25 protein-coding genes and 1 pseudogene are annotated in these 23,589 nt (G+C 41.8%); 5 read left to right on the top strand and 21 right to left on the bottom strand.

The window, feature by feature from the left end:
* Nucleotides 1-14: 14 nt before the first annotated feature.
* From ACKTT2_RS50520 to ACKTT2_RS50490, 7 genes are all read right to left on the bottom strand, one after another.
* A complete protein-coding gene (locus ACKTT2_RS50520; protein ID WP_407900683.1) occupies nt 15-872 on the bottom strand; it encodes a MetQ/NlpA family ABC transporter substrate-binding protein in 858 nt (285 codons plus the stop codon).
* Between the two features lie 172 nt (nt 873-1,044).
* Entirely contained in the window at nt 1,045-1,701 is a 657-nt protein-coding gene (locus ACKTT2_RS50515) for a methionine ABC transporter permease (RefSeq protein ID WP_407900682.1), read from the bottom strand.
* The gene (locus tag ACKTT2_RS50510; RefSeq protein WP_407900681.1) at nt 1,701-2,678 is read right to left on the bottom strand and encodes a methionine ABC transporter ATP-binding protein; all 978 of its coding nucleotides are present in this window, start codon (nt 2,676-2,678) and stop codon (nt 1,701-1,703) included. The genes ACKTT2_RS50515 and ACKTT2_RS50510 overlap by 1 nt, the downstream gene beginning before the upstream one ends.
* A 99-nt stretch (nt 2,679-2,777) precedes the next feature.
* A complete protein-coding gene (locus ACKTT2_RS50505; protein ID WP_407900680.1) occupies nt 2,778-3,662 on the bottom strand; it encodes a MetQ/NlpA family ABC transporter substrate-binding protein in 885 nt (294 codons plus the stop codon).
* Nucleotides 3,663-3,907: 245 nt separating this feature from the next.
* Nucleotides 3,908-4,222 carry a hypothetical protein gene (locus tag ACKTT2_RS50500; RefSeq protein WP_407900679.1) on the bottom strand — a complete coding sequence of 105 codons (315 nt, stop codon included), beginning with the start codon at nt 4,220-4,222 and terminating at the stop codon, nt 3,908-3,910.
* The gene (locus ACKTT2_RS50495; RefSeq protein WP_407900678.1) at nt 4,215-5,027 is read right to left on the bottom strand and encodes a hypothetical protein; all 813 of its coding nucleotides are present in this window, start codon (nt 5,025-5,027) and stop codon (nt 4,215-4,217) included. The genes ACKTT2_RS50500 and ACKTT2_RS50495 overlap by 8 nt, the downstream gene beginning before the upstream one ends.
* Before the next feature lie 27 nt (nt 5,028-5,054).
* Nucleotides 5,055-6,104: an LLM class flavin-dependent oxidoreductase gene (locus ACKTT2_RS50490; RefSeq protein WP_407900677.1), complete on the bottom strand. Its 1,050-nt coding sequence runs from the start codon at nt 6,102-6,104 to the stop codon at nt 5,055-5,057.
* 623 nt (nt 6,105-6,727) lie between these two features.
* On the opposite strand from ACKTT2_RS50490, the gene ACKTT2_RS50485 reads away from it, so the two are divergent.
* Nucleotides 6,728-7,630: an exosortase-dependent surface protein XDP2 gene (locus ACKTT2_RS50485; RefSeq protein ID WP_407900676.1), complete on the top strand. Its 903-nt coding sequence runs from the start codon at nt 6,728-6,730 to the stop codon at nt 7,628-7,630.
* A 492-nt stretch (nt 7,631-8,122) separates the two neighbouring features.
* Here the strand turns inward: ACKTT2_RS50485 and ACKTT2_RS50480 are convergent, their stop codons facing one another.
* The 8 genes from ACKTT2_RS50480 to ACKTT2_RS50445 form a co-directional block, all read right to left on the bottom strand.
* On the bottom strand, nt 8,123-9,352 hold the full coding sequence (locus ACKTT2_RS50480; RefSeq protein ID WP_407900675.1) for a sulfate ABC transporter substrate-binding protein: 1,230 nt from the start codon (nt 9,350-9,352) through the stop codon (nt 8,123-8,125).
* A gap of 154 nt (nt 9,353-9,506) precedes the next feature.
* A complete protein-coding gene (locus tag ACKTT2_RS50475) occupies nt 9,507-10,592 on the bottom strand; it encodes an aliphatic sulfonate ABC transporter substrate-binding protein (protein ID WP_407900674.1) in 1,086 nt (361 codons plus the stop codon).
* A 254-nt stretch (nt 10,593-10,846) separates the two neighbouring features.
* Nucleotides 10,847-11,020, bottom strand: coding sequence for a hypothetical protein (locus tag ACKTT2_RS50470; RefSeq protein WP_407900673.1), 174 nt, complete (start codon nt 11,018-11,020; stop codon nt 10,847-10,849).
* Complete coding sequence (locus ACKTT2_RS50465; protein WP_407900672.1) at nt 11,004-11,828, bottom strand: hypothetical protein; 825 nt, start codon at nt 11,826-11,828, stop codon at nt 11,004-11,006. Before ACKTT2_RS50465 ends, ACKTT2_RS50470 begins: the two co-directional genes overlap by 17 nt.
* A complete protein-coding gene (locus ACKTT2_RS50460; protein WP_407900671.1) occupies nt 11,825-12,025 on the bottom strand; it encodes a hypothetical protein in 201 nt (66 codons plus the stop codon). Before ACKTT2_RS50460 ends, ACKTT2_RS50465 begins: the two co-directional genes overlap by 4 nt.
* Before the next feature lie 209 nt (nt 12,026-12,234).
* Nucleotides 12,235-13,041, bottom strand: coding sequence for a sulfite exporter TauE/SafE family protein (locus ACKTT2_RS50455; protein ID WP_407900670.1), 807 nt, complete (start codon nt 13,039-13,041; stop codon nt 12,235-12,237).
* Between the two features lie 9 nt (nt 13,042-13,050).
* Complete coding sequence (locus ACKTT2_RS50450; protein ID WP_407900669.1) at nt 13,051-13,917, bottom strand: CmcJ/NvfI family oxidoreductase; 867 nt, start codon at nt 13,915-13,917, stop codon at nt 13,051-13,053.
* A gap of 77 nt (nt 13,918-13,994) precedes the next feature.
* Nucleotides 13,995-15,623: an FAD-dependent oxidoreductase gene (locus tag ACKTT2_RS50445; protein WP_407900668.1), complete on the bottom strand. Its 1,629-nt coding sequence runs from the start codon at nt 15,621-15,623 to the stop codon at nt 13,995-13,997.
* Between the two features lie 503 nt (nt 15,624-16,126).
* On the opposite strand from ACKTT2_RS50445, the pseudogene ACKTT2_RS50440 reads away from it, so the two are divergent.
* Nucleotides 16,127-16,846 (top strand): annotated as a pseudogene (locus ACKTT2_RS50440) (transglycosylase domain-containing protein); the annotation flags it as partial.
* Nucleotides 16,824-17,066, top strand: a complete 243-nt coding sequence (locus ACKTT2_RS50435; RefSeq protein WP_407900667.1) for a hypothetical protein — start codon at nt 16,824-16,826, stop codon at nt 17,064-17,066. The pseudogene ACKTT2_RS50440 and the gene ACKTT2_RS50435, both read left to right, overlap by 23 nt.
* Nucleotides 17,067-17,101: 35 nt before the next feature.
* Here the strand turns inward: ACKTT2_RS50435 and ACKTT2_RS50430 are convergent, their stop codons facing one another.
* Nucleotides 17,102-17,686 carry a beta-class carbonic anhydrase gene (locus ACKTT2_RS50430; protein ID WP_407900666.1) on the bottom strand — a complete coding sequence of 195 codons (585 nt, stop codon included), beginning with the start codon at nt 17,684-17,686 and terminating at the stop codon, nt 17,102-17,104.
* 363 nt (nt 17,687-18,049) lie between these two features.
* On the bottom strand, nt 18,050-18,277 hold the full coding sequence (locus ACKTT2_RS50425) for a hypothetical protein (RefSeq protein ID WP_407900665.1): 228 nt from the start codon (nt 18,275-18,277) through the stop codon (nt 18,050-18,052).
* Between the two features lie 560 nt (nt 18,278-18,837).
* On the opposite strand from ACKTT2_RS50425, the gene ACKTT2_RS50420 reads away from it, so the two are divergent.
* A complete protein-coding gene (locus ACKTT2_RS50420) occupies nt 18,838-19,461 on the top strand; it encodes a hypothetical protein (RefSeq protein WP_407900664.1) in 624 nt (207 codons plus the stop codon).
* 505 nt (nt 19,462-19,966) lie between these two features.
* On the opposite strand, the gene ACKTT2_RS50415 is transcribed toward ACKTT2_RS50420, so the two are convergent.
* Both ACKTT2_RS50415 and ACKTT2_RS50410 read right to left on the bottom strand, forming a co-directional pair.
* Nucleotides 19,967-20,338, bottom strand: a complete 372-nt coding sequence (locus ACKTT2_RS50415) for a hypothetical protein (protein ID WP_407900663.1) — start codon at nt 20,336-20,338, stop codon at nt 19,967-19,969.
* A 63-nt stretch (nt 20,339-20,401) separates the two neighbouring features.
* Nucleotides 20,402-20,638, bottom strand: a complete 237-nt coding sequence (locus ACKTT2_RS50410; protein ID WP_407900662.1) for a hypothetical protein — start codon at nt 20,636-20,638, stop codon at nt 20,402-20,404.
* A gap of 250 nt (nt 20,639-20,888) precedes the next feature.
* Here ACKTT2_RS50410 and ACKTT2_RS50405 point away from each other — a divergent pair, with 250 nt between their 5' ends.
* Nucleotides 20,889-21,665, top strand: coding sequence for a class I SAM-dependent methyltransferase (locus ACKTT2_RS50405; protein ID WP_407900661.1), 777 nt, complete (start codon nt 20,889-20,891; stop codon nt 21,663-21,665).
* A 197-nt stretch (nt 21,666-21,862) separates the two neighbouring features.
* On the opposite strand, the gene maiA is transcribed toward ACKTT2_RS50405, so the two are convergent.
* Complete coding sequence (gene maiA / locus ACKTT2_RS50400) at nt 21,863-22,534, bottom strand: maleylacetoacetate isomerase (protein ID WP_407900660.1); 672 nt, start codon at nt 22,532-22,534, stop codon at nt 21,863-21,865.
* Between the two features lie 86 nt (nt 22,535-22,620).
* Nucleotides 22,621-23,574 carry a hypothetical protein gene (locus ACKTT2_RS50395; protein WP_407900659.1) on the bottom strand — a complete coding sequence of 318 codons (954 nt, stop codon included), beginning with the start codon at nt 23,572-23,574 and terminating at the stop codon, nt 22,621-22,623.
* Nucleotides 23,575-23,589 lie beyond the last annotated feature (15 nt).

The raw sequence follows: 23,589 nt of genomic DNA, 5'->3' as shown, positions 1-23,589 counted from the left end.
TGATGACTAAACATTTACCAAACGGGAAGGAGCCTTCCTTTATATTCTTTATTGATAAAATCTTTGACACTGGGATGAACAAGTAATTTGTTTAACTTTTGAATCTTTGATTCGTTTTCTCGACCCTGTAATGTGACTAATGCTAGAGCATATTTCTTGTCCTTAGCTGTTTCTTGTCCCATAGAATGAGGTTCTATTCCTGCAAGAGCAACAGTTTGTGCTGTGGAAACAATGAAGTCTACATCATTAATGGCTCGAACAACTTGTACTCCTTCTACCTCTTTAATTTTCAAGTTTTTGGGGTTAGCAGCAATATCTCGTTGAGTCACAAATTCTTTAGCATTTTCTTTAAGTTTAATTAGACCGTTAGCTGCTAATAACCTGAGTCCTCGGTCATTATTAATAACATCATTCGCAACTGTTACAGTTGCATTTTGAGGAATTTCGTTCACTGATTTGAATTTTTTAGAGAAAAGACCAAGTGTATTTAAATAAATTGTATTTAATGCTAGTAAATTGATTTTTAGTTCTTTAATAGCATTATTCATAAAAGGTTTATGTTGAAAGAAATTAGCATCGATAAATTTGTCTCTTAAGGCTGTGTTTGGCTGTATCCAGTCATTAAATTTCACGACTTCAATTTTTATTTTTTCTTGACGAGCAAGATTATTATTAACAAACTTTAAAATATCTTCAGAAACTATTCCGGTCACCCCAACTTTAACGACCTCTTCTCGTTCAGTTGTGGAGCCTGTCTCTACAAATCGGCTGCAACCAGCGAAAATAATTGATGCAGTTAATACACCTCCTGCTGTGAGAACAAAACGACGACCAGTTTTTGTTAAAGGGGCTAAATTATGGTATTCGTTCATAAGAGACCTCATGATTTTCTAGAATTCTTGAAGAGGATGTTTGTAAATTTTTAATTCATAATTGCCTTGGCGAATAGAATTCGCGGCTATACAAGCAAAACCCACCTACGTGGGTTTTTAGTCCGCGTAGGCGGACTTCGTTTGTGTAGTAGCGAATTACATTCGCCCATGACTATTTTTTTCTTAACTGTCGTGCTAGCAAATCACCTAAAAGCTGGATGAATTGCACGAGAAAAATCAGTACTGCAATTGTGGCAAACATGACTCCAACATCAAACCGTTGATATCCATATTGAATAGCTAAATTACCTAAGCCACCACCACCAACCGCACCAGCCATTGCTGAAGAATTAAGAAGACTGACAATTAAAATTGTGATGCCTAAAACAATAGAGGGTAAAGCTTCTGGGATAAGAACTTTCAGGACAATTTGCCAATAGTTACAGCCCATGGCTTCTGCTGCTTCCACTAACCCTTTATCAACTTCAAGAATGCTAGTTTCAGCAATGCGGGCAAAGAAGGGAATAGCAGCAAGGGTGAGGGGAACGAGTGCAGCAGTGCTACCGATAGAAGTGCCAACGATTAATCGCGTCAGGGGAGTGAGGACTACAAGTAAAATAATAAAGGGGAAAGAACGTCCAGTATTGACGATCGCACTGAGGCTCTGATTCAGTTTGGGAGAGTTGAGAAAGTTACCAGGACTGGTCATGACTAGTAATAAACCTAGAGGCAAACCCAGCACCACAGCCACAACAGCTGAGATTCCCACCATGTAAAAAGTTTCCAGTGTGGCTTGCCACAAACTGTTAAGCAGTTCCCAACCTTGCATTAATGTACCTCAACAGTGTATTCTGAATCGTTTAAGTATTCCAGTGCTTGGGTTGCTTTAACTCCAGCGAGTTCGACTTGAAGCTGACCGACAGGGCGATCGCCTAGAGTTTCGACGCTACCATTGAGGATATTGACATCAACATCAAAACGACGTGCCAAGGTAGCAAATATAGGATTTCTAGCAACTTCCCCAGCAAATGCCACAGTTGCGAGAATTGTCCCCGGACGAGGCGCACAGTTTTTGCAACGCGGAAAAAACTCTTGGGCTAACTTTGAATCAGGTCGAGATGCCAAATCGCAGACACGTCCTTGTTCAACAATCCTACCAGCATGGAGTATTGCCACACTGTCACAAATTTGCTTAACGACACCCATTTCATGAGTGATTAGTAATATCGTCAATCCCATGCGCTTGTTAAGGTCGCGCAAGAGTTCTAGAATTGAGCGAGTGGTATGGGGATCGAGGGCTGAGGTGGCTTCATCAGAGAGTAATACTTTTGGCTCCCCTGCTAGCGATCGCGCAATACCAACCCGTTGTTTTTGACCTCCTGAAAGTTGTGCTGGATAGGCATTTGCTTTACCTTCCAAACCTACTAGCCCTAGTAATTCTTCTACTTTTGCTTTACGTTTCAATTTGCCATAACCCATCACTTCTAGGGGAAAAGCGATGTTTTCTGCTACAGTTCTGGAACTGAGTAAATTAAAGTGTTGAAAAATCATGCCTATACCTTGGCGTGCTTGACGCAAAGCAGTACTAGAAAGCGTTGTCATTTCTTGACCGTTGACTTTTACAAAACCCGATGTTGGCTTTTCTAACTGATTGACACAGCGAATTAGAGTACTTTTACCTGCTCCACTTTGTCCTAAAACACCAAATATTTCACCTGCTTTAATGTGCAAGTTAACACTATCTAACGCCACTACTTTTTGTTCGCATTGATGATAGATTTTGTGTATATCAATTAACTCAATCATATGTAGAACTCCTATGCGATCGACGAATGACAAGTGACTGATGACGATCCTCAATAGTTAACTTTAATTATGCTGACTTACTTATCTATATTTTTTCTATTAAGGAATCGGAAGTACAGCGCCTCGATACTTGTTTTTAATAAACTGCTTCACTTTATCATCGCGTAGCAATTTATAAAGTTTTTGAATCCTGGGGTCTTTTTCTTTTCCAGCTAATGTGGTTAAAGTCACGGCATAAAGAGGATTTTGAGTAGACTCTATTGCCAAAGCATCTTTATCTGTCTTCATACCCGATTGCACAACCCAATTACCTGTAATTCCAGATAAATCTACATCCGGTAGAGTCTGGATTGCTTGCGAACCTGGTATTTCTTTGATTTGCAGATTTTTGGGATTCTTAGTGATATCTTTAGGACTCACCGGTTGTACATTTGGCTTGAGTTCGATTAACTTTGCTTCTTCTAACACCTTCAAGGCGCGATGAGCATTGCTAACATCATCAGGAATTGCAACTAAAGCGTTTTGGGGAACTTCGGCGAGAGATTTATGTCTTTTAGAAAATATTCCCACAGGATTCAAATGAATTTGGGGAGTAAAGGCATACATCTTCATGTTTTTCCGCTTACCAAAATCTTCCATAAAGGGAATATGTTGGAAGTAATTAGTATCAATTTGCCCATCTTTTAAAGCAGTGTTGTTTTGTACTGAATCGTTGAACGTCACAATTTCAATGTCTAGTCCTGCTTGCGGTGCTAGATTTTTTTTCACAAATTCCAAAATCTCTCCTGCAGGTACGGGTGTCACCCCTATTTTGATTTTCTCTTTAGTCCCAGTTACAACTGTATTTGCTGCTGTTTTAGCAATGGGATTGGACGCTGTGTTCGTTGTGTTGTTATTTTGTAGTGAACCACAGCTAGTAAATACTGTAGCAGTGAAGGAAGCTACTGCTATGACAAAAAAGCGGCGTTTAATTTGGAAGTTCATGAGAGCCTATAATAAGTATCTTCTTGAGGTAAAACCAATTTAATATGAAGCTGCATATTATTTTTACCCCTCCTAACCTCCCCGATGTATTGGGGAGGAAAATAAATTTCCTGTTTTCCCCCCTTTATAAGGGGGGATTAAGGGGGGTAAGGAGAGATGCTGCAGATTGTAGAGTTTTTTCTATGCATTTTCATCTGAAAACGGTATAAAACTTATTTTTTATATTGAGTGTAATACTTCAAAAGCTATTGTGACCGTACCTTCTTAGAAGTTGAAATCGACTTTTTCTTTTGAATATTTTGTGGTGTATGAATAACTCGATTGGAAGGAGTTGTGCGGATCGTAGCAATTGCTATACCTAAACCAAAACTAATAAAAAATAAGACAATAAAAGCTTGAGATTCTTTATAATTGATGAAATCCCATAAACTACTTATTTCTAAATGAGCCATTAAATGCATAATTAAATATTTCATAACATCCTCATTTTCAAAAAGCCCCCCTGAAATAGGGGGGGGAGACAATAGAGAGAAAACACTTGCCAACTGTACGTCACTCATCCACGCTTACAAGTTGTGGAAGTTTAGTGACAGGAATATCGAGGAAATACGCTATGACTTCTCGTCTCCAAGCATCATAAATGGCTCCTAGTCCTTCAATTTCAGCACCCGTAGCACGACGAACAATCTCCCAATGCTTTCTTAGATAGGGATTGCGTCGTCGCTGTCCTTCTTCATCCAATTCCAATAATTGGGCAGCAATTTCTGCTTTCTCTGTTGGAGATGCTCGATCGTACTTGCTTTGCCACCAAGCTAATACTCCAAAACGGTGGGCTGCTTCATCAGGTAAGATTGTTTGTGTAGCAAATTTGGAGGTTTCAAGGTCACTAATTGTCGAGGTACGGCTGTTTAGAATTAGTTGGGCGACTATATGCATTTCATAATGTAATTCAAATGCCATGAACCCTAACCAATTGCGAATAGGTAAATCCCCCATAAATTCCCAATGATTTTGTACTTCCCGTACAATCTTGTCTATAGGATCGTATCCTGATAATTCCCATACCCTCTGACGAGTAAATTGGGAATGCGCTCCGTCATCGCCAATTTGGCGACTTAAAAACAGATGGAGTTCTGGATCGGGAATTTGGTCGATCGCCTTGCTGCAAACTTGAACAATATATAAATCGTGAGCAGCTCCACCAATGCGAAAGTGGTAGAAATTCTCAAATTCTTCTTTTGTCAGCGATCGCGCTTCTTGTATACGAGTTGTCGGAAAGTGTGGAGCGTGCTGAGCAACAAGCTTATCGATAGTTTGAATTTCAAATTCGGTTGTCCAAGCTGGACGAGATAAAGTTGCAGTCATAAAGTTTTCTTTGATAAGGATTGAACGTTAAGCTACAAGCGCTAAAGACCGCACTCGCGGCATGACTTCTTCAGAAAACCGTTTCATCTCTGGAGCAAAAGGTTGGAATTGCAGCATGAAAGTATCAATACCTACGCCGACAAAATCTGCAATTCTTGCTGCTACAGTATCATAGCTTCCAACTAACCCTGCTGCTGTACCACCGTTACTTCCTACACTCACATACTTCGCCATATTTTTGAACATGACTACCTCTGGCTCAACACCTTTCAACAATTCTGTTCTGTCGTCTTTTTTTGTGAGTTCAAGAAGATACTCATATTCTGCTTGAGCTTCGGTGTCAGTAGGTCGAGCAATGACAAAAGCTGACATAGCAAATTGTAAGGGTTTAGATTTTTGCCGCTCCCGCTTTCTCACATCAGCAATGGTTTCCCGCACCACTTCTAACGGACGACCATTCAGAAAAAACACATCTGCTGCTTGCATAGCGAGATTTTTTGCAGCGTCTGACTCTCCCCCCAAGTATACGCGGGGATAAGGTTGTGCAACTGGACTCGGGCGCAAACATAAATCAGTAATATAAAAACTATCGCCTTGGAAATTAACTCGTTCCCCACTCCACAGTGCTTTCACAACCTGAAGCCACTCCTGAGAATAACGGTAACGTTCGTCGTGGGGAAGGAAAGCAATACCAGACTTTTGTAATTCTGGCATAAACCAGGCACTCACCAAATTGATTGCAAATCGTCCGTTGCTAATTGCATCAATATTTAATGCCATCTTTGCTAGCACAACTGGATGAAATAACAAAGGCTTAATTGCAGCAATAATTTCAATAGATTGAGTTGCTTCCGCTAAGGCGGCTGCGGTTGTCCAAGTTTCTAGCTGATCTAGTTCTTGATTCCTGGGATTAATAATGTGTTCGGCGATGAGAGTGGTTGTAAACCCATATGCTTCTGCCAGTTGGACGAGCTGCTTTGCTCTTTTGTAGCTGGCTTCACAAGGTTCTTGGGGGTGGTTCATCGCGCCACAGTTACCGTAAACGGGAATCCAAATCCCGTAGCGTGGCTGAGCCATATGTCTACACCCTCTTTTACTAGGGGTTAATATCTTCTGGAGTTTGAGGTCGATTAAACTTTGAACGCATGACTTATTTTTAAAATACTACAGTAAATTGATAAAATTACTGTTGTTTAGTATATAATACTTTCACAAATAGCTAAAAAAAGCAACGGGGGCAAGTAAATAAAATCTAAATTTCTTAGTTCTTCTATCAAAAATGTGTTTGATTTGACAAAATTTTGTAGCTCTTTCATGCATAAGTTGGCACGCATTTGTAGCGGGTAAGGCATTACACCCCTATCAACGATATGGTGCATTTAGGTGAAAACTGCTGTAAGTTGTGCGATCGGTTTTGTTCTGCTTATTTATCTGTCTGATTTCAAGTAAGGGACTTCCAAATAAAAAAATAACCAACTTTCTCTTGTGGTACGGGCTTCTAGCCCGTCACTCACAAAGAACGGGCGAGGACGCTCCGCAGTCGCCTCAACGGGGGGAACCCCCCGAAGTTTGCGGCTTGGGGTTTCCCCCAAGCCGCAACTTCTCTCCGCACGGCGCTGCTCTGGGTCCCACAAGATGGGTAATTTATTTCTTGGACATCCCTAAGTTCATTTTCCATGTCTATCCAAGGTGAAATACAAATGAAAACTTTCTTTACAAAAACTGTTACGATCGCTACAATGACTGCTTCTATGTCAATAGCTTCCTTAACGATAGCAGTACCTACTATGGCAGCATCATTCACGCCATTTTCATTTAAAACTAATGTTACGGCTAGTTCGATTGATGACCCTACAGGTAATTTATTAAACGATCCTACAAGAGATATCCGATTAAACTCCATCGAGTATAATAGAAACACAATTAACAATTTTGAGTTGGTCAATCAAGCAAAAATTCTCCAAAACGATACATACAGACTTGAGGATGGAAGTTTACTGGGAGTACTCCATTCAGGAAGAGGTCCCAATACCCCCAACGACAACCTGCTTGAAGAAGGGCCCTCAAAACCCAACCCAACGGCTCAAGATATTGTTGACAGTTTAGGTAACTTAAATCTGAATAGCATTTTAGTAATACGAGAAAATGCTAATAAAGCAAGTATCGAAGTCTCCTTTGAAAATCCTGTAGATACTTTCTTCTTTTGGGAGCGTGGCGGAACAGCAGGCGGAGTAGTTGCAGGGGATAGCGATCTATTGGTTGAAGCGCTTGACGATAATAATGCAGTTGTAGCAAGTTATAAAATCTCGAGGCAAAACTATACAAAGGCTGACTACAACATTAGTACTGAGGTCATTCCGGTTCTTAATAACGGACCATTCAATATTGGCTCACTTGGTATTCACTTGGATGGAATCACGACAAAAACGCTACGATTAACTAGTGTTAACAATGATGGGCTTCTTCCTGGTGTTCCCAATGACAACGGACCAGATTTTAAAATTGTGGCAGCAAAAGCCGTTTCTGAACCCACCACAATTGTAGGTATGCTAATAACTGGCTTGATAATTATCTTAAAACGTCAGAAAACAGTTGCAAGCTAATTTAGTTCGCATCTTGTACTCTGTGGAAACTTTTTCCACAGAGTCAATCCTTAAGAAAATCTCTTTATAAGGAACAATTCAAAGCCAAACTACCTTATACCAATTTAATATGAAGCTGCATATTATTTTTACCCCTCCTAACCTCCCCTTATAAAGAGGAGGAAAATAAATTTCCTGTTTCCCCCCTTTATAAGCTATGCATTACCCGGATCTTTCTCAACATTTGCGAGAGTAACCACTCACGTTTTTTCTAACCCTGATTCGTTCGTTGTTCATTCTCAATAAAAATGGATTTTTTGCGAGAAAAATTAGCGCAATTTTGTCAAGTCTGCTGACAATCTCAGCGTCCACAATGCAGATTAAACAAGGGTTTCAAGATTGTAAAGAAAGATGTGACCAATGCATAGCTTTATAAGGGGGGATTAAGGGAGGTAAGGAGAGATGCCACAGATGGTAGAGTTTTTTCGGGAGCATCTTCACCTGAAAACGGTATTAGTGCAAACTTTTATTTGCACTTGTATTAATGTCGCTGATAATTTTAGCAAAAATGCCATTATCATCAAAAAACTTTTTCTGAATAGCATCCCAACCACCATAATCGTTAGTTGTTGCTAAACTTTTCAGACGAGGATATTTACTAACAAACTCTTTTTTCTGTGCTACACTCGAATTTATTGGTCGGTAACCAGTTTCGGCAAATATCTGCTGAGCTTCTGGAGTATACAAATACCGAATGAAGGCTTCTGCGACTTCACGAGTACCGTGTTTGTCTACGTTTTTATCAACAATAGCAATTGGGTTATCAATTGAGAAATTGACATCAGGAATAGAGTATGAAGGTTTCTCTTCTGAGAGAGCTTTCAAAAGCACTTCATTTTCATAAGTAATCAGAGCATCCCCTTGACCTCCTTTGAAAAAGGCATCAGTTGCGTTACGAGCGCTTTCTGGCAAATTGGGACTATTTTTGTAAATCTTACCTACAAAATCTAATGTTTTAGACTCATCCCTTCCGGCTTTAATAGCTGCATTCCAAAATGCTAAAAAATTCCAGCGTGCGCTACCAGAGGTTATAGGATTGGGTGTTATCACATTGACTTCCTTGTTTGCCAAGTCTTCCCATGTTTTGATACCTTTAGGATTACCCTGACGAGTTACAATGGCGACAACAGATTTACTGACGATACTGTTATTCCGAAACTCTTTTTCCCAACCAGGTTGGATCAATCCTGCTCGTTCAATTTTTTGAACATCGGGAGCAAGAGATAGATGGACGACATCAGCTTCCACTCCTCCCTCGATCGTTGAAAGAGCTTGAGAACTAGAAGCACCATAACTTTGCTGAAAGGTAACATTTTGCTGCCGCTCTTTTTTCCACTTTTCGACAAATCGGGGAATAATTTTGTCATGTGCGGCTTTGGTGACGGAGAAAGAAACAAGGTTCAGTTGAATATTCTTCTGTTGAGCAATAAGATTGTCACTTTTTCCAGAATGAATAGCTCCTAAATGATGACTAATACTAGCATTAGCAGTAGCGATCGCTATGCTTAAGGTGGTTCCCACAAAAACAAGAAGCAAAAAGCCTCCAAGAGAATGTCGGTTTAATGCATCTCTTCCTGCTTTACAGCTCCATTGTCCGATCTCCTGCAAAGCTCTAACAACAGATGTTTGAAATTGCCCGATCCAATCAGTCCCTGTTTTTTTTGTCTGTTGCCACTTATTCATCAAATTCCCCCTAATAATCCGGCATTTTTATTTAACTACCGTATTTTGGAGGTATTATATGTCAAGAAGTTAATTTTTTAACTAAAGTTAATTTTTCTTAAAAATCAACAAAAGCCATGTCTAATAGAAGAACACTCAATTTGACAAACGTATGCTACCACTTCCGCTCGGGAATCCAGTTATAGTTTTTATCCTTGACATCAATTTTTTTAGGAATAACTTTTAGTTCGTAAAAGGTATCTGCCATGCGTTGTAATCCACTCAAAACACCATCATTTACAGGTAACACCTGACGTTGACCACCACGCTTTTCAACAGTTTCCATTGTTGATAAATCAATTTTGTATAACTTAGATAGCAATTTTGCAGAATCTTTATAGTTGTTTCTAGACCAAGTACCAGCCTTTTCTAGCTCTTGTAAAATTATCTTAACAATATCTGGATAGTTGCGGATAAAATCTGGAGAAGCATAATAAAAGCTTGGGCTTTCTAGGGGAGCTTTGTTACCAAATATAGTGCTATTATCTGCTAGTAAACGAGTGCGGAATTTGCGTTCTGCTTCAGCAGTGTAAGGATCCCAAATCAACCATGCATCAATGTCTCCACGCTCGAATGCTGGCAAAGCTTCTGCTGGTGTCAGGTAGAGAGGTGTAATATCACTAAATTTCAAACCTACCTTTTTTAAGGCACGTACAATAATGTAGTGTTGACCAGAACCTTTAGCGAAAGCAACTTTCTGACCTTTGAGATCCCTGAGAGTTTTAATGGGTGAATTTTCTAGCACTAAAATAGCTGAACCTCTGGTGCTACCCGTTCCTGCTGCTACTCGCACAAATGGTTTGTCACCAGCTTGAGCAAATACACTCCCTGTCCCGCCGCCACCACCAAAAACGATCGCACCTGTACCCATAGCATCAAGAAGTGGTGCTGTGGAGGAAAATTCATTCCAAGTGACAGAAATACCTTGAGGTTGCAATCGCTTTTCTAAACTTCCTTGAGCCTTAATAATATTGAGCAAAGCCATACCTTTTTGATGTCCCATTTTTAAGACTTTTAACTGGCTGCTTTGGGGCTTTTCTATAGGTGCGTTAACTGAATTACTAGGACTGCAAGACGCGATCGCAAGACTCAACCCTAAACCAACAACGAACGATAAGCCAAAAATTTTCAGGGCGGGATATTTAAATAAACTGTTCTTGTTTATGAAAGTAAAAAACTGATGTGCTATCCAAGTAAACATATTTACTTCTATTAAACATGGGTATGAAAAAATAAAAAATCCGGTTTCTATCTGGTTGAAAGTACTATAGCAGTTCTCACTTGGGTGTAATACATAAAAAAGTTATGGAACCGTAGATGTACGCTGATGTACGCAGATGAATCTGTATCTCATTCGGTTGAGAACCGCTATATTTCGTCTGTTAAACTCAAGGAAACCGGGCTTTTAAAATCAGTGAATTTTTTTGTAAAATCAATTTGGATTGTACCCACAATCTACTGATTAATAGGAGTCAGTTGAGGATTGGGGATATCCAATAGGTAAGAAATGACTTCTTTGCGCCAAGCATCGTAAACTGGTTCTATCCCTTGGATATTAGCCCCATTTAAGGTTTCTGCATCCAACCAGCGCTGTTTGATGTAAATTGAATATTCAAGATGTTTCATCATTAATACTAAAAAGTTTGGGAAGCGCTGTTTCAGGGATATCAAAGAAGTAAGCAAGGACTTCTCGCCGCCAAGCGTCATAAATTAAATTTGAATCTTTTACTTCAATACCAAGGGCGCGACGGGTAATTTGTCCGTGTTCTTTGAGGTAAGGATTTCGGCGGCGTTGTCCTTCTTCATCAAGAGCTAATACCTGTTCCACTAACTCAGCTTTTTCTGTAGGCGAAGCTTTGTCAAATTTACGCTGCCACCATTCCACTACTCCCACACGATGGAATGCTTCATCTGGAATAATTCTCTCCACTGCAAAACTGGTTGATACTGGATCGTATAACCGTGACAAACGCCTATTTAATATGGCAGTGGCAACAATATGATGTTCGTAATGTAACTCAAAGGCTAAAAAACCTAACCAATGACGAATTGGCAAGTCCCCCATAAAGTCCCAATGTTTTTGCACTTGCTTTTGAATATCCTCAATGGGGTCACGACCAAATAATGCCTCTACACGCCTGCGGGTATTTTCAGCGTGTGCACCATCATCACCCAATTGACGACTTAAAAATAACTGTAGTTTGGGATCGGGAATTTGGTTAATTATTTTGGCACAAACTTGGACAATAAATAAGTCATGGGCTGCACCACCAATCCGAAAGTGGTAAAAATTTTCCAGTTCTTCTTCTGTCTGAATGGGTTTTGGTTCTTGCAACCGCTTTTTAGGAATGTGGGGAGCGTGCTTATCAATTAATCTGTCGATAGTTTCTGTTTCAAATTCAACTGTCCAAGCCCGACGAGTTAAGGTTGCAGTCATGATTGGCTCCATGAGTTGTGAGTTTTAGGGCTTAATTTTGATTTCTTTTCTAATGGCTCGTTATCTGGTAATTCCCAGATATCTTGTCTTCCTATTTCTTGCTCTACTAGTAACTGAAGATGATTTGGTAATTTTGTTTGATATCTAAATGACCAAGGTTCTCCATCTAACAGTTCTCTTTCTATGCCATAAAACATAACTTCTCCTTTTTTTAAATAAACACGATGAAGACATGAAAACAACTTTTTTCAATGCCCAATTCCCAATCCCAAATTTCCAAAGACTTAATAACCTACTGTTTTATCCACAATATTACGTCAGGGTTGACCGTAGCAAGTTCTACAGGTAGAATGATTTTCACAACACATCCTCCATGCGATCGCATTACACAACAAAATCTGAAAACCTAACCATGAATAAAAAAGTAGATAGTCATGCTAACAGCAACAATCGTGACAAATTTCCGAATCATTTGGGGGTCTAGTTGACGCGCATAATGAGCCGTGAAATAACCTCCCAAAGAACCACCGACAGCCATCAAAATCGCTTGCTGCCAAGCAATGACGCCTGCAAAAATAAACGGGACGATCGCAATCCCATTCACACAACTCCCTAAGAACGTTTTAAAGGCATTCATAGTATGAATACTTTTGATACCTAAAAACGATAAGGTTGCTAGCATTAAAATTCCCAATCCCGCACCGAAGAAACCTCCATAGATAGCGATCGCGAGTTGAGCTAACACCAAATTCCATAAAGGTACGGACTCAGGAGATGATTTTTGGTTATGAACTTGAAGCCATTTCCTGAAAGAATCACCGAAAGTAAATATTAGTGTTGCTAGCAGTAATAAATAGGGGATTAGTTTCTTAAAAACATCTGCCGAAGTGTACAACAAAGCTAAGGAGCCGATGACACCACCAACCAAACTTATGCCACACAAGAGCAAAAAAACTTGTCGTTTGATGCCCAAATCTTTACGATAAGCTCCAGCACTGGCTAAAGCTGCTACCCATATAGCAGTGTTGTTTGTAGCGTTTGCCGCTACTGGCGGTACACCCGTAAATATGAGGGCTGGAAAGGTAATAAAGCTACCACCACCTGCTACAGCATTTAATCCACCTGCAATGAAAGCAGTACTGAAAAGCAGTAAGGTATGGGGAAGTGTTAAGAGTTGGGGAGTGATGGTACTTAGCATTGTTGAGTGACGCATTCACCGCAGTTATGCGGGATAAAAAACGAATGTTCGCAGTTCGATACTTTCCCGTGGCGGAGCATCAGGTGGGCTTGTCGGATCGTTAAATGCCGTGTGACCCGCAAAACGCGCTCGTCCATCTTCTGCAGAATCGAAACACTTAATAAATAATGCCTCGTTTCTGTGCATTTGCGGAAAATAATACCACTGATGTCTTGGATTGTATGCGATCGCATAAGTTTCTCCAACGCGATGGCGATAAACTAAGTCTGTTGCTACAAGGTCTGTTGGAGCAATACTTTGCGCGTCACACACAGCCAACGGTGACTCTTGAATGGGAGAAGCGATCGCTCGCCAAACATTGATGATAGCAAACCGTTGTTGCAATAGCGTGTCAATATTATCGATCCCCCGTGCCGCTAGTTCCAAGCGAGCGCGAGTATAGCCGGACTTGGCAGTAAAGTCATTATGTACGCGCTTAGCAGGTTCTTTAATATCATTCTCTCCTAGCTTCATCCTTTGGGCATTGCGAAGAGTATGGTCAAAGATTACTACCTGAGTTGCACCCGTGACTTCTGTTAGTAATTGCTCTGCTTCTGGGTAGTAGACACGGCGCACCTCATCTTCGTTATAAAAGTCTCGCACGCTAGTATTATGTTCTTTTAAGGCAAAGCCTTCTCTATCTAGCGAGATGTTCTTTGATATAGAGCGAGCATTATAAATTGGAAGTCTGTGTGTCTGATAAGTTCCGTTGTATCTGGGAATCCCTGATGGTGGTTCGTAGGTGTAATTGACAGGTTTTTCTGCCATTGGAACTAAGTAATTGAGGTTAGCCTCTACGTAAGGCAGTTCCCTGGAAATCGGTCTGTCTATAACTTGATTATTTAAGCTCATAGGTCATACCATTTTGGATGCGTGGATTATAATTCAAGCCTCTTCGTAATTGCTTTTTGCCTCCTGTTTTTGTTGAATCACACTGCAACTAATTCTTTACTTACCACTGCTGATTCAGGTTTGACCCAAATCTTGTCTAACCCTCCACTCAACAATCGATATTGCCGATTGGGATCTTGCTGAGGGTAATCCATCCGTTTATGCATTCCTCTAGTTTCTTGACGTTGCAATCCACTGTTGTACATCCAACGGGCAGTGGCAACCATCGCCGCAACTTCTCGCGTGCGAATAACTTTGCTGTCTGTAGGAATTTGGCTGTTGCAAATTTCTTGCCAGAGGTCATCGAGTTTTTCTAGAGATGCGCTTAAGCCTGTGGCAGTACGGAATAGATTGCGATCGTAGGGAAAAACTTCGGCTTGAACTGCTGAAATCGCTTCCTCTGGAGATAAAGTATGGTTTCCGGCACTCTGCAATCCGACCTCACCCACTCCTCGTACCAGGCGCTGCGTTGCTTTCTCTCCTAAACTCAAGGCATAGGTAGCTGCTGACTGACCAGACCAGTACCCAGATGACATTGCCCAAGCTGCATTGTGACTACCTCCACCTGTAAATCCACCACAGATTAACTCTCTAGTTGCGGCATCTCCCGCAGCGTAAAGCCCGGTTACTGAGGTGGCACAGGTATAATCTGCAATCCGAATTCCTCCCGTGCCGCGCACAGTTCCTTCTAAACGTAAAGTGATGGGGAAGCGTTGGGTAAAGGGGTCAATACCAGCGCGATCGAAAACAACAAAAAAGTTAGGCTGAGATGCCCGCATCCATGCCTTCGTCTCCTCATCTACACCTTGGTCGAGGCGGGCATAAACTGGCTGAGTCAGCAAAGTTTTGGCAATGACAGAGCGACCGCGCTTAGAGCCAGCCCCTTCTATGACCGTACCATCCTCGTAGGTAAAAGATGCCCAATCATAGTAACGAGTTTTGGTGACAGAGGAAAAGCTAGGAGAAATAGCATAAGCATTAGAGAATTCCATGCCAGAGAAGTCAGCGCCAACCTCTGCTGCCATTAACAAACCATCTCCCGTCAGCACATTGCAACCGAGAGCCTTACTCAAGAAAGCACAACCTCCTGTGGCAATGACAACTGCTCCTGCTTGGACTTTCCACTGTTCTCCAGATTGGCGATTAATACCCAATGCACCCGCAACAGTCCCTTCTGCATCCACAAGCAGTTCTAAAGCTGGGCTGTTGTCTAAAATTTTCACTCCTGCTTGCTGAATTTTTTTCCGCATGAAGCGCATATAATCCGGACCTTGCAAAGAGCGACGGATTGCAACTCCATTATTATCAACTCGAAAGGGATAACCCCAGTCTGCCAGTGAATTAATGTTGTCGTAAGTTCGATCTAAAACTCGAGTCATCCAATGGCGGTTGGCAAGAAATCCTCCCATCGCTTCCCGACTTGCCATTGCTGATTCGCGTTGTTCGGGATCTGGTGGAATATACCACACACCATTTCCTGAAGCTGCTGCTGCACCACTTGTACCGCAGTAACCCTTATCTACCAAAACGACTCTTGCTCCACTGGCTGCTGCATTCCAAGCAGCCCAAGTACCTGCGGGACCACCGCCAATTACCAAGACATCAGTTTCTAAATTTTGAGTGGAGTTAGTAGACAGTCGCCTTTGCTCTGATTGATTTACGCTCACGAGCTTCACCCCTTAATCTTCCAAACTTGTTTTCATCAGCGATCGAGACAACAGACACAAATCTATAGCAATCAGCCCGTTCATAAGTCTTTGGAGAAAACAGTAATTTATTTATGGAACACTAGTTAGAAAATAGGGCATCGGGCATGGGAAATTACTTTCATACTTGGTTGTGGGATTTTCCCGTGAATGACTTGACATTATAAAATACTGTTTATCGATGGAAGAACCGTACTTTAATTGTATAGTCTCTCACGAAGAATGGGTAAAATTCAAGCCCCTTAACAATAAAATATATAACACCTTAAAATTTTGATAAACTAATAATTAGTTTATCAAAATATTTTACCTTTACAACTTGTTACTTTTCCTCCATGTACAACAAATTACCGGAGAATTGATGGAAGTTGCTTTTGTAGAGCAAGGATAGACTGGGGAACAATTTGTAATTGATGCTAAGGAGCATGAGATTCCGTTGGATGTCGTACTTTCGTCGTTTAGCTGCATATAGCATTGGTAGTCTCTTTAGCCTGATGATTTTAGCTATCTACTTAGAAGGGTTGAAATTTGATGTTAGACCCTTACCAGCAGCCACACGAGGACCGGTGATTATTTACGCTCGCGATCGAGAAACACGCTTACGCGAACCGCATACTACGGTTCACATTGACATGAAGCGGTTACAGGACTTTGGTCCTTATTTACCAGCAGCAGTAGTAGCAAGAGAGGATAGCCGTTATTACTGGCATTTTGGGATTGACCTACTGGGAATTTTGCGTGCTGTGTTTATCAATACCCGTAGTGATGGTGTCCAACAAGAAGTTAGTACCATTACCCAGCGAGTCGCAAGGAGTTTGTTTCGCGATTATATTGGGGGACCGACTTCTTTAAGACGTATACTTCGAGAAGGAGTGGTCGCTCTGAAGTTAGAAACGTTTTACAGCAAAGATGATATTTTGCTGACTTACTTAAACAGGGTTTACTTGGGACCGAATATCTCTGGCTTTGAGGAAGCCGCCCAATACTACTTTGACAAATCGGCAAAAGAATTAACTTTGTCGGAAGCAGCAACGCTGGTAGGAATTTTACCTTCACCCAACGCTTTCGATTTATGTGGGGATAAGGACAATAAGCTCAGAACAATTGAATATCGCGATCGCGTACTGAAGCGAATGCTAGATCTGGGCAAAATTAAACAGGATGAGTATAACAGAGCAAAGCGATGGTCGCAGCGCTGCTGTCGGATTGGGTGAAGCTGGTAAAACAGGGACAACAGATAAAAACGTTGATTTATGGTTTATTGGCTTTATTCCTGGAAGACGACTGGCAACGGGAATTTGGCTGGGAAATGACAATAATGCCCCCATATCTGGGAGTAGTGCTCAAGCCGCTCAACTGTGGGGAGACTATATGGGGAGAATAGCCAAAAGTAACGCTGGATAAGGATTACAGCCTATTTAGGGTAAATATTAGCTTTATTACTGCTTAGCTTTGCCAACTTCAATTGCTTCAAGAACTTCAATCAGTTTCCCAGTTTTGACATCATAGATATAGCCATAAATAGGAATTTGAGATGGTACCAATGGGTGCAAGCGAATGCGCTTGACATCTTCGTACACGCTTTGAGCAAGGTCGTCAATTGTCAACCAATTAATATATACCCCTTCGCCCGATCCAGAACCAGAACCAACGTCATGCCAACCTGCTTCATTAACATAAGCAGTATCCAGGCTACTTTTAAGTAAATCGCTGATGATTTGGTTAGTGAAGGTTTCCATGCCACAGTTAGTATGATGAATCACAAACCATTCGCGAGTCCCTAAAAGTTTGTAGGAAATAACCAGAGAGCGAATGGCGTCATCGCTCACACGTCCACCTGCATTGCGAATAACGTGGGCGTCTCCTTCAGCCAATCCAGCAAATTGAGCGGGATCGAGACGGGCATCCATGCAGGTTAAAATAGCAAAACGGCGTTTCGGTGGCATAGCGAGACTACCTTTTTCGCCAAAAGTTTCCACGTAATTTTGGTTGGCTGATAAAACTTCTTCCAAAACGTTACTCATAAATTTCTGCCTCTTTATAAAGTTCGGTAATCCGATAGAGATATGTATGTTTTATAAAGAACACTCTATCATGAGTTGCCTCCAAAAGATCCTTCATAACAAAGATGTAAGAGGATGTTTTAAAAGTCCTGGGCGAATATAACTCGCTACTACACAAACCAAGTCCGCGTAGGCGGACTAATAAATTTAACCTGCGTTCGTGTAGCGTGCGCGAAGCGCATAGGCGGGTTTTGCTTGTATAGCCGCGAATTCTATTCGCGCTCGGCAAGTATGAATTAAGACTTTACCAACGTCCTTTAAGGGCGCAATGCCTTGCGCCCCTACCAGACTTTTGAGTAATGTATGATTAATTTCTGGAGATGTCTAATCTTTGGTAATTCCTAAACCACGATAACTGTGTTTTAAATGCTTCCAAAACCAGTTAATTGACCGCTCTGACTTTTTTGACAAGAGCAAGCTATTGGTTTGAAAATTGCAATGTTTTTGTATCACTGGTTCAGTCTCTGGTATGCTAGCAGCCCATTCATCGTTATATGGTGCTGCCAACTGATATATATAGGTGTATGGATACTGTGAAGATAAGTTTGACATTTTTGTATTTAATGACTCAGCTTAACTATGTATAAAGTCATCACCATTGGTTATTGAATTTCCTTAAAAGTTTAATAACCACAGCAAGAAGCATGACTTTTTCTGACAATAAAAGACCTTTTTGTCAGAACTGTTATAGTTACGGCTGGTCTAGTTAATAAACTTGTGGCAATTAAATCAGTGGCACAAGCATATAACTGAAAAATTCAGTGTTGCTGAATCAAGGTATGAATTGTTATTAAATTCATGTTTTAATAGATGCAGCCAATTTTGTATCAATCACCTGACTCTAATCTGGCTCCTGTTTGATAAGTCCTAAACGAGCCAGCAGTTTTGCCTGGTTTGCAAGGTCGGTGCGATACTCTTGATTAGGAGGCTGCAACAGTATGTTACCACGCGAGAGCGTTAAAGCAGCAGCTTCCGGTGCAAGTTTATTTTAAAAATACACGTTAAGTTGATTAAAATATAGTAGTATTGATATTGACACAGTTACAAGCAAAAAGCAAGATAGTCTCCTATCGTTGTATTTCAATGCAAAAGATGGGCAAAGAAAGAATATTATGTCTGATTTAATTAACAAGCAAATCTTACTTAAAAGTCGCCCAGTCGGTGAACCAACCGAAAGTGATTTTGCACTTGTTGAAACATCAATTCCCGAACCAGGAAATGGCGAAATTTTAACACGCACAATTTATCTATCTCTCGATCCCTATATGCGTGGTCCGATCGGTGCTGGTAAATCTTATACAGCTAATGTAGAACTAAACTCCGCGATCGTCGGTGGTACAGTCAGCCAAGTAGTGAAATCAAATCATCCCCACTTTCAAGCCAGAGATTTTGTGCTTGATTATAATGGTTGGCAAACTTTTGGTGTGTCCAAAGCGGAATCAGTTCGTAAACTCGATCCCACTCAATTTAATGACCAAAGCGGGCAAAACCGTTCAGTTTCTGTTGGAGATAATGCAACTGGTAGCGCAATTATAACGGGAGATAGTAGCACTGCAAACGTCAATTTTCAACAAGTCAGTTTACCCGCACCTGCAAGCGTCAACATACAAGCAGAACTCAACGCCTTACGTGAGATACTAGCGAACATAGAAACCTCAGACCGTCATAAAATTGACAATGCCTTTGCGGATGCACAGGAGGAGTTAAATAAGCCACAGCCAGATAAAGATGAATAGGCAATTCTCATATAGAACAGAGCGTTATTGATTCTGTAGTAAAGATGCATCACTGATAACGCAATCGACTCGACTAACTCGGTTTGTTTTTTGCAAAATGAATAAGTAACCTTGCACTTAGCACTAGCGACTCTCAACCATCCACTGCATTTGAATTGTTAGACCAGCAAATCGGGAGTAAATCCAGCTCGGTGCTTACTTAAAGATAAAGCCACTACCAAAATCTATCCTTTCCCCGAAACTTCCATTAGACCCAATGACTAGGACAGTGCAGCACTCGCGGAGACGGCACGCTGAAAACAGGCAGACGCCAAACAAGGTTCTATCCCGGTCATTGGGTAGACCTTCACTGAAGATTAACTGTATCTCTTCCTGAGCTAAAACCTTAGCGCGTCCATGCCTATTTACTTTCCTCTAAATTACGTAATATAAATAACACATAAATAATGCGTAAATTCCAATAGCTGAAAAAACCAGGGAAGGTAAACGCTATTAACAGTAGTGCTTATTGTTGTGGTGGAGTGCTCCCACCATTACGGTCACGCAAGTATTGCCAGATTTGTTGTATTTCGCGTTGGCGTTCCTCCATCTGCCTACGAAACTCTTGACGGTCGAGTGCGGCTTGCTGACGGTCTTGTGCTGCTTCCTCTGCTAATCTGTTGATGTTGCGGGTAGTTTCTTCAGTAAGATTTTTGACAGTTTCTTTTAGTTCCTGAATATTGGCTACTAGCACATCAATGTTACCGTCATGTTGTGCGATGGTTTCATCATGCTGCTTGATTGTTTCGTCATGTTCTGCAACTTTTTCGCCAACGTTGACAAATAGGGTTTCTAACCTACTTAAACGTTCTTCTATGGTTGGTTGATTTATGGTCATAATGGAATGGTATTTGAAGTTTAAATCATTGTACCCACTAGAAGCGCTCTAGTGGGTCTTTTGTTATGCGTTGGGGTTACTTGCTTCTACCTCTACTTTTGGGTCAAGCCATTTCAATCCAGTCATATTTATTTTTTCAGGATTGGAAAGTACAAATATTTTTCCATTAGGAATATTTATTTGTAATCTCGCTAAAATCCATTGAGCAATTACTTTAGAAGCGAAACCACCTCCAGTACAGTCGTCTTGGGGGGGAGTTAACAACACAACAAAGGTATTTAGAGCGCTATCATAAGGCATCAGCCATAACTGTCATCCAATGTCGAAAGCGCAAGCTATAGTTAAAAATAACAATTTAAACGATCCAGAGTTAACTCTATCTACGTCGTGCTGCATAGCTGGTGCTGCGGAAACAGGAATCACTACAAGCTTTGGAGGGAGGGGCTAAAGCCTGCGGTTTTTGTCGTACAATACAAACAATGAAGCAGCAATAATAACCATTGTGGAAAATAAATTGCTGTAGCTTACCTTCCCAAGAGATGTAGAACACATGGCAGGAAGAAAAGATGATGGTAGTGCCGGTGATGCAAACTACGGCACAATTGGGAAAGACTATTCTATATACCGTCAGCCAGAACCACGGATAGCTGCGTTTATCAATGCTGCACTCGGCACAGCACGAACAGTGCTGAATGTCGGTGCTGGCGCAGGCTCCTATGAACCTTTGGATCGCGACGTGACCGCTGTTGAGCCTTCCGCGTCAATGCGAGCACAGCGACCCGCTCATCTAAGTGTTGCGATCGATGCCGTCGCCGAAAAGCTGCCATTCCCGGACAGCCACTTTGACGCCAGCATGGCGACATTCACCGTGCATCAATGGAGCGATCTGGACGCCGGACTGCACCAGATGCGGCGGGTGACGAAGGGTCCGGTTGTTGTCCTGTCGTGCGACCCCGATCTAGTGCAACAGTTTTGGCTGAACGCCTACGCCCCGGATGTGCTGGCGGCGGAGGCTCGCCGATACCCTGCCCTGCAACAGATTGGTTCGCTTCTTGGCGGTCGCGTGACCACCCTTTCAGTTCCTATCCCTCTCCACTGCAAGGATGGGTTCAACGAAGCCTATTACGGGCGTCCCGAGCGGTTGCTGGAAGATGGTGCCCGGTTGGCTTGCTCTGCATGGAGCTTCGTGAGCCAAGAAACTAGCCGCCGCTACGTCGATCGCTTACGCCGCGATCTCGACAACGGCACTTGGGATATCTGCCACAGTGCCTTGCGAACGCTGCCCGAGTTCGACGGTTCCTTGCGCCTTATCGTCTCCCAACCCTAGATGGTGTTATACACTTTGTGAATCCGAATTACAGCAGTTTTCACCTAAATGAACCATAGCATTTTCTTGTGGTACGGGCGTCCTCGCCCGTTCTGGATAAGAGGGCGGGATCGGACGCCCACCCTACTCCATGTGGTCTATTTACCTGAAAATGGCTGTAAGTGCAAACAAACCACAATAACTGCAACGTTTATTTCTTAATATTCATCTTCTGGATTGTACTCCACAACATCAGGTTGTAGATGCGGTTGTGCGGCAATAAATGCAGGATGATGCATACATATTTCATAAATTCGGCGAATATGAGGATATGGCTCTAAAGGGTATTTAAATCGCTCGGCATTATAAACCTGAGGTACGAGAAATATATCCGCGATCGTTGGAGCATCACTATAACAAAAACTGCCGCAAAATTTACTGTTAGCTAGAAGATTCTCAAGTGCGTTTAAACCTTCTCCTAGCCAGTGGTGGTACCAATTCATTTTTTCAGCATGATTTAAACCTATTGGGTCAGTCAAGTATTTACGAACTCTCATGATGCTTAATGGATGGATATCACAGGCTATCAAAAGGGCAATTTGTCTTGTATAAGCTCGTGCAAAAATGTCTAGTGGTAGAAGGGCAGGTTGCGGACGATATTCTTCTAGATATTCAATGATTGCTAAGGATTGGGTAATAACAGCTTCACCATCAATGAGGGTAGGAACTAATTTTTGAGGATTAGTTTTTTGGTAATTTGTTGTAAACTCTGGGTTACCTTTTCTTAATTCGGAAACACTTTTATACAAATAAGTAATTTTTTTGAGTTCTAGTGCAATCCGTACTCTATATGAAGCCGTTGAACGATAGTAGCTGTAAAGTTCTAACACGTAGATTCCTTAAAACTAAAAATAAATGTTCAGTACTTAGTGTATTGTTGGTTGCCCTCTCTGATTCAATGAACACAACTGGCTCTTTATCTAAAACAGAACACAAACCGCTCACTTCCTATCCCGCTAATGAGCAACCGTTCCTTCTGGTTGTTCAGTAATTGCTGCGTCCAATCGGTAAACCCACCATCCACAAGAAAATACTCGGTTCCCGATGAGTCACGACCATAAATATGAAATCCAGCATCGCGATAGTAGCCACGCCCAGATTCGCGGTCTCGATCGAAGGCAAAGGTGATTTGTGCGTATTTGGCAGCGAGTTTTTCGAGCACGAACGTTCGGAGTGTATTGTAGCGAGCTTCATCAAACGCGGTCAACGAGACACGCACGTCCGCGATCGCAAATCCGGCGTTGTTGGCTGCATTAAAGAGACGGAGATAGAATTCTAGATGTTCTGTGAGGGCATCAATCTCAAAGCGATAGGAACCTGTGTCACGCCCAGCCGTACAAAGAGCGAGTATACGAAAATGTGGGAATGATGCTGAACCATGCACTCCCTGAGTTCGTAGCAAGCGATGGCTGGCGCACAATTTTGTTGCTTCAAGGGGACGTGTGTGTTTGGCGGATAATGCTCGCCGCCGCGCACACTCCAGAGCCAGAACATTCGTCGCATCTGCGGTCACTTCGGTATTGCGAATGGTGGTAAGTACTTTGTTTTGATTGACTGTCGCCACGACCGAGTTTGTCCCAAGCGGACAGACAGGCGACAGTTCCAGCACCTCAAACCCTGGTGGGAGCAGAGAATAGGCGAGGCGATCGAATTCCAGTTGTTGCTGCGGACTTACACCCGACGGCGTGACAAAGCGATTTTGTTCATACTGCTTTAAGATGTCGCTGGGTCTGAGGTTAGCTGCACGTCGGCGATACACCTCTAGGAGGAGAGATTGTAAGTCTGACAAACTTAGCCGATTCGTTAAAATATCAAGGAGGTCTGGGGTAGCTGTAGCGGTGAGAATGCGCTCAAGAATTTTGTCTTCCATGTATTTAGTAATGCT

This window comes from Scytonema hankhaensis NUACC26, from assembly GCF_045865695.1.
Lineage (GTDB): Bacteria > Cyanobacteriota > Cyanobacteriia > Cyanobacteriales > Nostocaceae > Scytonema.
Note: the sequence above shows the minus strand (reverse complement) of the source record. Positions and strands in the feature narration are given on the sequence as shown.